The sequence below is a fragment of the Verrucosispora sp. SN26_14.1 genome (assembly GCF_004307965.1).
GTDB lineage: Bacteria > Actinomycetota > Actinomycetes > Mycobacteriales > Micromonosporaceae > Micromonospora.
In genome coordinates, this window is the sequence record NZ_SISL01000178.1 from 1 (window position 1) to 11,424 (window position 11,424).

9 protein-coding genes are annotated in these 11,424 nt (G+C 71.1%); 2 read left to right on the plus strand and 7 right to left on the minus strand.

Annotated features, from left to right (window positions below; translation table 11 throughout):
* A partial coding sequence (locus EYA84_RS16950) for a TetR family transcriptional regulator (protein ID WP_236145811.1) occupies positions 1-609 on the minus strand: 609 nt, incomplete at its 3' end.
* Between the two features lie 223 nt (positions 610-832).
* Between EYA84_RS16950 and EYA84_RS16955 the strand changes: the two genes are divergently transcribed.
* On the plus strand, positions 833-2,179 hold the full coding sequence (locus EYA84_RS16955) for a D-arabinono-1,4-lactone oxidase (protein ID WP_131054041.1): 1,347 nt from the start codon (positions 833-835) through the stop codon (positions 2,177-2,179).
* A gap of 115 nt (positions 2,180-2,294) precedes the next feature.
* Here the strand turns inward: EYA84_RS16955 and topA are convergent, their stop codons facing one another.
* The 6 genes from topA to EYA84_RS16985 form a co-directional block, all read right to left on the minus strand.
* Positions 2,295-5,147 (minus strand): type I DNA topoisomerase, encoded by a 2,853-nt coding sequence (gene topA, locus EYA84_RS16960; RefSeq protein WP_131054047.1) that lies wholly within the window; start codon positions 5,145-5,147, stop codon positions 2,295-2,297.
* A 302-nt stretch (positions 5,148-5,449) separates the two neighbouring features.
* Complete coding sequence (locus EYA84_RS16965) at positions 5,450-6,163, minus strand: hypothetical protein (protein ID WP_131054042.1); 714 nt, start codon at positions 6,161-6,163, stop codon at positions 5,450-5,452.
* Positions 6,154-6,696 (minus strand): hypothetical protein, encoded by a 543-nt coding sequence (locus EYA84_RS16970; protein WP_131054043.1) that lies wholly within the window; start codon positions 6,694-6,696, stop codon positions 6,154-6,156. Before EYA84_RS16970 ends, EYA84_RS16965 begins: the two co-directional genes overlap by 10 nt.
* Before the next feature lie 115 nt (positions 6,697-6,811).
* Positions 6,812-9,310 carry a sodium-translocating pyrophosphatase gene (locus EYA84_RS16975; protein WP_387258310.1) on the minus strand — a complete coding sequence of 833 codons (2,499 nt, stop codon included), beginning with the start codon at positions 9,308-9,310 and terminating at the stop codon, positions 6,812-6,814.
* A gap of 266 nt (positions 9,311-9,576) precedes the next feature.
* Entirely contained in the window at positions 9,577-10,014 is a 438-nt protein-coding gene (locus EYA84_RS16980; protein WP_131054045.1) for an ATP-binding protein, read from the minus strand.
* Positions 10,011-10,352 carry an STAS domain-containing protein gene (locus EYA84_RS16985; RefSeq protein ID WP_131054046.1) on the minus strand — a complete coding sequence of 114 codons (342 nt, stop codon included), beginning with the start codon at positions 10,350-10,352 and terminating at the stop codon, positions 10,011-10,013. Before EYA84_RS16985 ends, EYA84_RS16980 begins: the two co-directional genes overlap by 4 nt.
* Positions 10,353-10,490: 138 nt before the next feature.
* Here EYA84_RS16985 and EYA84_RS32885 point away from each other — a divergent pair.
* A partial coding sequence (locus EYA84_RS32885; RefSeq protein ID WP_394347578.1) for a DEAD/DEAH box helicase occupies positions 10,491-11,424 on the plus strand: 934 nt, incomplete at its 3' end.

Below are 11,424 nucleotides of genomic sequence, written 5' to 3' on the forward strand. Positions count from 1 at the left end.
GATCTGGTCGTCGCCCGGCTTCGCGGGCTGCCCGACCGGCCGGCGGCCGGTGTCGCCCCGCGCCTCCATCTGGCGGTGCAGGTACTCCCGGATCAGCGCCTTCGCCTCGGCCAGCACCCGGTCGTCGCCGTCCGACTTGCGCCGGAACGCGAGCTTGATCAGGGAGTCCGCCGCCTCTACTGCGATCTCCAGGTGGAAACGCAGGTCGGGAACGTCGGCGAGCCCGAACCGTTCGGTGAGCACCCGGGCCAACTGGTCGGCGATCACCCCGTTGTTGTCGCGCTGCTCATCGAGCAGATGCAGGTCGACCACGTCGCCGAAGTGCAGGGTACGGAAGCCGGGAACGGTGCGGTGCATCGTGATGTACTCGTCGATGCCCGCGTCGACCCCGTCCCACCAGTGAGTCAGGTCGTCCGAGGCGAAGCGTTCGTCGAGCCGCTGGAGGTAGGACTCCATCGTGCGCAGCGTGAGCGCCTGCACGATCGCCCGCTTGTCCGGAAAGAACTGGTAGACCGATCCGATCGCCACCTCGGCCCGCTCGGCGAGCAGGGTGGTGGTCAGTCCTTCGTACCCCACCTCGTCGACGAGTTCAGCGCAGGCGTCCAGCATTCGCTGGACGCGCGCGACACTACGACCCTGCACTGGTACGCGACGCAGTGGGCCGGTCGTGGCGGCTGAAGTTGACACTCGCCACCCCCCTTCGACGGATGAACATATCTGCACGTCACGAGTTCGTGACTACCGGTACAACGAGCGGACCTCGATTGCGGTATTTACCAGGAAGAACGTTCCTGATATGAACTCGGTTCATATTCATCTTGAGGAGCACGCCATGGCCGGCACCGGACGCACCCCCACCGCCTGGTCCAACTGGGGCGGCAACCAGCACAGCGTGGCGACCGGCGTCCTGCGCCCGACATCCGTCGGAGAGGTCGCCGAGCACGTACGCTCCGCCACCGCCGCCGGTGTACGGATCCGGCCGGTCGGCAGTGGACACTCCTTCACCGCCGTCGCGGTCGCCCACGACCGGCGGATGGACCTGAGCCGACTCGCCGTCGACGTACGCGTGGACACCGATCGACGTCTCGTCACCGTACCGGCCGGGATGACGCTGCGGGAACTGAACTCGCTCCTCGCCACGCACCGCCTGGCGCTGCCGAACCTCGGCGACGTCGACGCGCAGACCGTGGCCGGCGCGATCTCCACCGGCACCCATGGCACCGGCGCCGGACACGGCGGACTGGCCACCTTCGTCGAGGCGCTGACCCTGGTCACCGGAACCGGCGAGGTCCTGCACTGCTCCGCCGACCAGCACCCCGACGTGTTCGACGCGGCCCGGATCTCGCTCGGCGCCCTCGGCGTCCTGGTCGAGGTCACCCTGCGCTGCGTGGACGCCTTCGTGCTGCGGGCCCACGAACGCCCCGCCCACCTCGACGCCGTACTCGCCGGACTGCCCGACCTGATCGACCGGCACGACCACGTCGAGTTCTTCTGGTTCCCGTACACCACCAGGGTGCAGCTCAAGACCAACGACCGGACGGCCGCCGACGACCGACCGCTACCCGGCTGGCGCCGGTGGCTGGACGACGACTTCATGGCCAACAACGTCTTCGCCGCCGCCTGCCGGCTCGGTCGCGCCGCACCGGCCCTGGCCCCACCGATCAGCGCTGTCAGCGCGCGGGTGCTCAGCGAACGCGCCTACACCGGACGCTCCGACACGGTCTTCTGCACCCCGCGCCGGGTCCGCTTCACCGAGATGGAGTACGCACTGCCGCGCGACGCCGTCGGCGAGGCGCTCGACGCGCTGCGCCGGATCATCGACGGGTTGCCGTTCAAGGTGCTGTTCCCGGTCGAGGTCCGCTTCACCGCCGCCGACGACATCTGGCTGTCGCACTCGTACGGTCGCGAGTCGGCGTACATCGCGGTGCACCAGTACGTCGGGATGCCGTACGAGCCGTACTTCCGGGCCTTCGAACAGGTGGCGACCGGCCTGACCGGACGCCCGCACTGGGGCAAACTGCACTGGCGCGACGCCGCGGCGCTGGCCGACGCCTACCCGCGCTGGCAGGAGTTCCAGCAGATGCGCGCCCGTTTGGACCCGCACCGCACCTTCACCACCCCCTACCTAGACACCCTCCTGGGCCCCCACCCCACCCCCACACCCACCGCCACCCCCTGACCCCCGTGTCGATCAAGGAGTTTGGTCACGGAGGGGGCAGGTCCGAGGGTGCAAACCCCTTGGTCAACTCCGGTGGGGCCCCGGCGGTGTGGGGCGAGTCCGTCGGTGGACGGGGTCAGTCGGCGGCGGGGGCCTTCTTGGCGGCGGTGGCCTTCTTCGGCGCCGCCTTCCTCGGTGCGGCCTTCGAGGCTGCCGCCTTCGACGCCGTCTTCGAGGCGGTGGCCTTGGTGGCGGACTTCGAGGCGGCGGTCTTGGCGGCACCGGCCTTGGCGGGGGCCTTCTTGGCGGGTGCCTTCTTGGCAGCGGCCTTCTTCTTCGGCGCCGGACCCTTCGCCCGCTTCTCGGCGAGCATCTCGGAGGCTTCCTCCAGGGTCAGCGCCTCCGGGGTCTGGCCACGCCGCAGTGACGCGTTCGTCTCCCCGTCGGTGACGTACGGGCCGAACCGACCGTCCTTGATGACCAGTGGCTTCTCGGTCAACGGGTCGGCACCCATCTCCCGCAGCGGCGGCGCGGCGGCCCGTCGTTGCCGGTTCTTCGGTGCGGCCAGCAGGGCCAGCGCCTCGTCCAGCGTGACGGTGAACATCTTGTCTTCGGAGTCCAGCGAACGGAACTCGTCGCCCTGCTTGACGTACGGGCCGTAGCGGCCGTTGTTGGCCACCACCTCCGCGCCGTCCGGGGCCACCCCGATCACCCGGGGCAGGCTGAGCAGCTTGAGCGCCTCGTCGAAGGTGAGCGAGTCCGGGGACTGCGAGCGCAGCAGCGAGGACTTGCGTTCGCCACTGGCCACGTACGGGCCGAACCGGCCGGACTTGAGCACGATCGGCTCGCCGGTCGCCGGGTCGTCGCCGAGCTTGCGCTCGCCCCCGCCGCCGAGGAACAGCTCGTGGACCTTCTCCGGGGTCAGTTCGTCCGGCGCGAGGCCCTCGGGGATCGGCGCCCGGTCGCCCGGGGCCGCGCCCTCCTCGCCCTCGGCGGCCGGTGCCTGCTCCTCGCCGGGCACCCGACGCTGGAGGTACGGCCCGTACCGGCCGACCCGCACCACGACCTCGCGTCCCTCGTCGTCGCTGAAGAGCGGGATCGAGTTGACGCTGCGCGCGTCGATGTCGCTGAGGTTCTCGGTGACCAGCTTCTTGAGCCCACCGGAACGGGCGATGTCCTGGTCACCGGCACCGTTGGTGGTGCCGAAGTAGAACGCGGTGAGGAAGTCGACGGCCGCGTGGTCACCACCGGCGATCTCGTCCAGCTCGTTCTCCATGCTGGCCGTGAAGTCGTAGTCGATCAGGCGCGGGTAGTGCCGCTCCATCAGCCCGATCACGGCGAACGCGAGGAACGAGGGGATCATCGCCTGGCCGCGCTTGACCACGTACCCACGGTCCTGGATGGTCTGCATGATCGACGCGTACGTGGAGGGGCGACCGATGCCCAACTCCTCCAGCGCCTTGACCAGCGACGCCTCGGTGTAGCGGGCGGGCGGCTGGGTGTGGTGGCCCTGCGCCGCCAACTGGTCGGCGGTCAGCGGCTGGTCCTTGACCAGGTTGGGCAGCCGGCGCTCGGCGTCCTCGGCCTCGGCGTTCTCGTCGTCGCTGGACTCGACGTACGCGCGCAGGAAGCCCGGGTCGGTGATGGTCTTGCCGGTGGCGCCGAAGTCGGCCTCCTCGCCGCCGACGGTGGTGGCCCGGATCCGGACCGAGACGCTGGAGCCGACCGCGTCGGTCATCTGCGAGGCGATGGTGCGCCGCCAGATCAGCTCGTAGAGCTTGAACTCCTCGGCCGACAGCTCCTTGGCCACCTCGCCCGGGGTGCGGAAGTTGTCCCCGGCCGGGCGGATCGCCTCGTGCGCCTCCTGCGCGTTCTTCACCTTGCCGGTGTAACGGCGCGGCTCCGGCGGCACGCTGCGCTCGCCGTACAGCTCGACGATCTGCCGGCGGGCCGCCGCGATGGCGGTCTCCGACAGGCTCACCGAGTCGGTACGCATGTAGGTGATGTAGCCGTTCTCGTAGAGCCGCTGCGCGGTACGCATCGTCTGCTGCGACGAGAACCGCAGCTTGCGGGCCGCCTCCTGCTGGAGCGTGGAGGTGATGAAGGGCGCGTACGGGCGACGGCGGTACGGCTTCTCCTCGACGCGGGTGACGGTGAACGGCCGCCCGTCGAGGCGGGCGGCGAGCCCCCGCGCTCCGCTCTCGTCGAGGTGCACCACGCCGGCGCCGGGCTTGACCCGGCCGGTGGTGGGCTCGAAGTCCTTGCCGGTGGCGATCCGGTCGCCGTTCAGCGCGACCAGGGTGGCGTTGAAGGTGCGCGGCCCCTCACCGGCCTTCGTCACGGCGAGCGTGGCCAGGATGTCCCAGTACTCGGCGGTGCGGAAGGCCATCCGCTGCCGCTCCCGCTCGACCACGATCCGGGTCGCCACGGACTGCACCCGGCCCGCCGAGAGCCTCGGCATGACCTTCTTCCACAGCACCGGGGAGACCTCGTAGCCATAGAGGCGGTCGAGGATGCGCCGGGCCTCCTGGGCGTCGACCAGGTCGCGGTCGATCTCCCGGGGGTTGGCCACCGCCGCCTGGATCGCCGGCTTGGTGATCTCGTGGAAGACCATCCGCCGGACCGGCACCTTCGGCTTGAGCGTCTCGACCAGGTGCCAGGCGATCGCCTCGCCCTCGCGGTCCTCATCCGTCGCCAGGAAGATCTCGTCGACCTCCTTGGCGAGCTTGGTCAGCTTGCTGATCTGCTGCTTGCGGTCGGCGGAGACGACGTAGAGGGCGTGGAAGCCGTTGTCGACGTCGACGCCGAGCCGGGCCCAGGACTCGCCCTTGTACCGGGCGGGCACGTCGGCAGCGTTACGCGGCAGGTCGCGGACATGCCCGAAGCTGGCCTCCACGACGTACCCCGGGCCGAGGTAGCCCGAGATCGTCTTGGCCTTCGCCGGAGACTCGACGATGACCAGACGGGTGGTTCCAGCGTTGCTCGGCACGTCTGCTTCGACCTCTTTCCTGCTCATGGCCGCGCCATCGCCCGGTTCCGGGCGCACTCGCCCCACCGATACCCAGCGGTCCGGATGTCCAACGTAACGCGCCGTCCGTGTTTCGGGTTTCGCGGGCGGCAATTCGCCCGGGACGATCTGTGGTCGCGCCGGACGGCGTCACCGTACACCCTGAGTAGGGCATGGAACGGGTCACTGTGATCAGGGCGGCCCCTCGGTGGAGGTGCGACCCGGCCGATTCTCCCTGTGTTTCCCGACGCCCGGCTGTCTTCGATCGGACAGCCGGCGGCGGATCAGTCGCGGGTCGGCCAGGTGCCGGGCGGAGCCGCGTCCGGACGCTCACCCACCAGCTCCGCGAGGCGTGACGACCGGCGTCGACCGGCGATCCGGTACGCCGGCCCGCCCGCATCCGGCGCGAGCAGGTCGCCGGTGAGCCCGGCCGCGTGCAGCGCCGCGCCGACCACCGCCCACCGGCGGGGATCGGTGCCGCCGAGACGAAGGACGAAGTCGGGCGTTTCGGCCACTCCGGCGGCGGCCAGCCAGAGCCGCAGCCGACGGCCGTCGAGCTGGAAACCCGAGGGCGGCGACTGGGTCGGGCCGCGCAGCCACGCCGCCGCCAGCGGCACGATCGTCCGGGTGTACGCCGTCCGTACCGCGTACCGCCGGTCCTCGGTCGGTTCCCAGGTCGCCCGTACGCCCCGACGACCCAACTCGGTGACGAGCACGTGCACCCGCCAGGCGGCGTCCACCTCCACCGTCAGGCGGGCGGTCCCGCCCATCCGGTGCACCTCGCCCGGCCCGGCGAGCAGCCCGGCCAGGTCGGCCACGGAGGGTTCCCCGGTCTCCGCGCCGAAGAAGACCAGTTGCCGTTCGCCGGTGGCACCCCGCTCGGGCACTGTGGGGCGTTCGGCCGGCTCGCCGCGTCGGCGTGTCGCCGGGTCGGGCACCGGGAAGGTCACCGGCAGCGGGAGTGCCGCCGGTGTCTCTCCGGAACCGCTCAACGGCATTCAGGTACCTCGTCGAAGGCGCGCTTCAACTCCTCCGAGTTGAGCCGGCTGGTGTCCAGCGCACTGGCGTCGTACTCCTGCTGAAGGGTCTCCACCGTCGACCGGACGCCGTCGTAGAAGGTGCCGGCCTCGCCGATGCCGAGCCCGTCGATGGTGGTGCGGGCCCGGCCGTAGGCGTCCCGCATCGAGGCGAGCGCGGCCCGGAAGCCGGCGGAGACCTCCTCGCCCTGCTCCACCTTGGGTACGCCGGCCTGCTCCACCTTGAGCCGCGCGGTCTCGCTGGCCTCCTCGGCACCGGCGAAGAGGCGGACCAGGTTCTCCTTGGCCTGCGCGGGGGTGGTCTGTGCGGTCATCTGCTCGTTGGTGCTGCTGGTCAACTTGCTGATCTCGGCGCGCCACGGGCTCAGCGCGGTGCACACCGACGCCGCCCACGCCCGAGGGCTCGGACCGCTGGAGCCGCAGGCGGCCAGCAGAACCAGCGTAGCCAGGACCACCGTGAGCTTTCCGGCGGTCGCCGCCCGGCAGGTACGCATGCGTTGCAGGGTACGGCTTCTCCTCGCCGTCGGCACCGGTCAGGTGTACGGGCCGTACAGGCGAGCGGTCCCCGGTCGGCGACGAACCGACCGGGGACCGCGGTGCCGACGGGCGTCAGGCCTTGATCGCCTCCGGACGCGGGTCAGCGGTGCCGGTGCCACCGCTGTCGTTGCCCTCGTCCATCGCCACGCTCTTGCGCTTGCTGAACACCACCGCCGCGACGATGATCAGGGTCGCCACCAGCGCGACACCGACCCGCAGGCCGACGTTACGGTCCTCGCCGATGCTCCAGGCCACCACGGCCGGCGCGATCAGCAGCGAGACCAGGTTCATCACCTTGAGCAGCGGGTTGATGGCCGGGCCGGCGGTGTCCTTGAACGGGTCGCCGACGGTGTCGCCGATGACGGTCGCCGCGTGCGCGTCGGAGCCCTTGCCGCCGTACGCGCCGTCCTCGACCATCTTCTTGCTGTTGTCCCAGGCACCGCCGGAGTTGGCCAGGAAGACCGCCATCAGCGTGCCCGCCCCGATCGCACCGGCCAGGTACGACGCCAGCGCGCCGGGCCCGAGGCCGAAACCGACCGCGATCGGCGCCAGGATCGCCAGCAGACCCGGCGTCAGCAGCTCACGCTGGGCGTCCCGGGTGCAGATGTCGACCACCTTGCCGTACTCCGGGCGCTGGGTGCCGTCCATGATCCCGGGCAGCTCGCGGAACTGTCGGCGGACCTCCATCACCACGGCGCCGGCCGAGCGGGAGACCGCGTTGATGGCCAGGCCGGAGAAGAGGAACACCACGGCCGCACCGATGATCAGACCGACCAGGTTCTGCGGGTTGGCCACGTTCAGCGCGTTGAGGATCTCGGCACCGACGTCGGTCACCCCGGCGTCGGCGTACGCGATGCGCAGCGTGTCGGTGTAGGAGCCGAACAGCGCGGTGGCGGCCAGCACGGCGGTGGCGATCGCGATGCCCTTGGTGATCGCCTTGGTGGTGTTGCCGACCGCGTCCAGCTCGGTGAGCGTCCGGGCGCCGTGCTCGTCGATGTCACCGGACATCTCGGCCACGCCCTGGGCGTTGTCGGAGATCGGGCCGAAGGTGTCCATCGCGACGATCACGCCGACGGTGGTCAGCAGACCGGTGCCGGCCAGCGCCACGGCGAACAGCGACAGGGTGATCGAGCCGCCGCCCAGCAGGAACGCGCCGAAGACACCGCCCGCGATGAGCAGCGCCGAGTAGACCGCCGACTCCAGGCCGACGCTGATGCCGGCGAGGATGACGGTGGCCGCACCGGTCTGCGAACTCTTGCCGATGTCCTGCACCGGACGCCGGTCGGTCTCGGTGAAGTAGCCGGTCAGCGCCTGGATCGCGGCGGCGAGCACGATGCCGATGACGACCGCGCCGATCACCACGCCGCGCGGGCCGAACGGCGGGTCGCCGCCGTCCACCCCGAGGCTCTCCCGCCAGTTGTCGCCGAGCTGCGCGGCCCAGGTGGGCTGGAGGTAGAAGACCGTGGCGATCGCGACCAGCACCGCCGAGATCACCGCGGAGAGGTAGAAGGCCCGGTTGATCGCGGTCAGACCGTTGCGGTCCGAGGCGCGCAGCCGGGTGATGAAGACACCGATGATGGCGACGAGCACGCCGATCGTGGAGATGATCAGCGGGAGCACCAGGCCGTCGCTGCCGAACGCGGCGCGGCCCAGGATCAGCGCGGCGACCAGGGTGACCGCGTACGACTCGAACAGGTCGGCGGCCATGCCGGCGCAGTCACCGACGTTGTCGCCCACGTTGTCGGCGATGGTGGCGGCGTTGCGCGGGTCGTCCTCGGGGATGCCCTGCTCGACCTTGCCGACCAGGTCGGCGCCGACGTCGGCCGCCTTGGTGAAGATGCCGCCGCCGACCCGCATGAACATGGCCAGCAGGGCGGCACCGAAGCCGAAGCCCTCCAGCACGGTCGGCGCGTCACCCCGGAAGACCAGCACGACCAGCGCGGCACCGAAGAGGCCGAGGCCGACGGTGAGGAAGCCGACCACGCCACCGGTCCGGAAGGCGATCTTCATGGCCGCTTCCCGGCCGCCTTCGCGTTCCCGGGCGGCGGCGGCCACGCGCAGGTTGGCCCGGGTGGCCAGCCACATGCCGGCGCCACCGATGAAGGCGCTGAACAGCGCGCCGACCACGAAGAAGAGCGAGCGCCCGATCTTCACCGCGGTCTCGCTGCCCTCGGTGTTGTGCACCGGCAGCAGGAACAGCAGGACCACGGCGATCACCACGAAGATCGCCAGAGTCCGGAACTGCCGGATCAGGTAGGCCGAGGCGCCCTCCTGCACGGCCCCCGAGATCTCCTGCATGTTGGTGGTGCCCTTGCCGGCGGCCAACACGGTCTTCGTCAGCGCGGCGGCGAAGGCGAGCGCGACCAACGCGATCACCGCGGCGATGACGACGTACGTGACATTGGCTCCGGTTAGGGAGATCCCGCCGCCCTCGGCGGCCAAGGTGTCGGACATCTGTGTCCTCCTGTGCCGAACAACGCACCGGCCGATGGAGACGCACCGGCCGGTGCCTGTATGCGAATTCGCAAGTGCGCGCCACCCACCCGGCGAGAACCGGCGACGGACGCCCATCTGCGCTGGCTGCCCGGTGGATCACTTGCTGACAACCCGGGTACTGTAGCCCTCCGCAGTGTTCGAGGTCACACCGAGGTGGCACCATCGGCCGATGATCTTCGTCGCTGTGTTATGAAAAGAAATCTGATATAGGAACGGGTCCATGCCAACGGGGCCGCATTCCCAGCACAGGGAATACGGCCCCGATGAATCGAGACTCGGCGCCACGAATGCCGCATGACGCGGCGCTGACGTGATGCGCGGTCACCGGCGGCGCCGACGGGTCAGCGACCGACCGGCCAGACCATCCGCACCTCGGTCCCGACACCGTCGTCGACCGGCCGCACCTGAAGATCCTCGACGAAGCCCGCGAGCAGGGCGAACCCGACACCGGTGGTGAGGTCGTCCTCGTCGAGGGACTCGTTGGCCAACTGGTCGGCGTCGAGCGCGGCGAGACCGATGCTCGCCTCGATCGGCGCGCGGTCCACCACCCGCACCGCGTACGACCCGGAGTCGGACATCTCGACCAGCACCGGATCGGGCACGCCGTACTGACGGTGCAGGGCGACCGCACGGGTGCACGCCTCACCGATGGCCAGGCGCACCTCGTCGAGCAGGTCCTCGCGGACTCCGGCCCGCCGCGCCACCGCCACGCCGACCAGGCGGGCGGTGCGCACGTGCACCGGCGCCGGAGAGAAGGAGAGCCGGACCGTCGCCATCACGCGCCGGTGCCGGTCGCCGCTTCGACCGTGGGATGCAGCGGGAATACCTGGTCCAGCGCGGTGATCCGGAAGATCTTGAGCAGCGGCTCCTTGTCGCAGACCAGCGAGAAGGTGCCGTCGGCGGTCCGCAGACGCTTGAGCGCGCCGACCAGCACACCCAGGCCGGTGGAGTCGAGGAAGTCCACCCGGCCGAGGTCGACCACCACGTGCCGGGCCCCGGAGTCGATCAACTCCAGAAGCCGCTCACGCAGCCGGGGGGCGGTGTAGACATCCACCTCACCGCCGACCTCGAGCACCGTGTGCTCCCCCACGGTGCGGGTCGCCAGCGACAGCTCCATCGGTCCTCCCTCGCACAGCCGTAAGCTCTCTGGCATCTAACCATTACCCCCGAAGGCGCCTGACGACTCACGGGGCCGGTCCCGGCCTGCAGACGCGACGATTTCCCATTTCCGAACACCAGTGCGAGAGTGCAGAACGTGACCCCGGCAGTTCCCGTGTCCGCCGGCGGCGGCCCGGAACGACCGCCGCCGGGCGAGCTGCTGCGCCGGCTGCGCCAGCGACACACCACCGACCCGATCACCCACATCGAGCGGGTGCCACCCCGCTCCGGGATCGCGGTGCCGTGGCCGCACTGGGCACCGGAGGAGCTGCGAGCCGCGTACGCCCGGCGGGGGGTGACGACGCCCTGGCGACACCAGGTCGAGGCGGCCGAGATCGCGTACGACCGGCGGCACGTCGTGGTGGCCACCGGCACCGCGTCCGGCAAGTCGTTGGCGTACCAACTGCCCGCGCTGGCCACCCTGCTCGCCGACCCGCGCGCCACGGTGCTCTACCTGGCCCCCACCAAGGCGCTCGCCGCCGACCAGTTACGCGCCGTCGCCACGCTGGAGATCGAGGGCGTACGCCCGTCCTGCTACGACGGTGACACCCCGCGCGCCGAACGGGAGTGGATCCGCCGGCACTCCCGGTTCGTGCTGACCAACCCGGACATGCTGCACCACGGCATCCTGCCCGGCCACGCCCAGTGGTCGGGTTTCCTGCGCCGACTGGCGTACGTGGTGGTCGACGAGTGCCACGTCTACCGGGGCGTGTTCGGCTCGCACGTGGCCCACGTACTGCGGCGGCTGCGGCGGCAGTGCGCCCGCTACCGCCCCGCCACGGGTGACCCCGGCCCGACGTTCGTGCTCGCCTCGGCCACCTCCGGCGACCCCGCCGCCGCAGCCGGGCGACTGACCGGCCTGCCGGTGACGGCGGTCACCGAGGACACCTCGCCGAGAGCCGGGGTGACCTTCGCGCTCTGGGAGCCGCCCCTGCTCCCGCCCGACCCGGCCGCGGGGGGGGGGGGGGGGGGGGGGGGGGGGGGGGGGGGGGGGGGGGGGGGGGGGGGGGGGGGGGGGGGGGGGGGGGGGG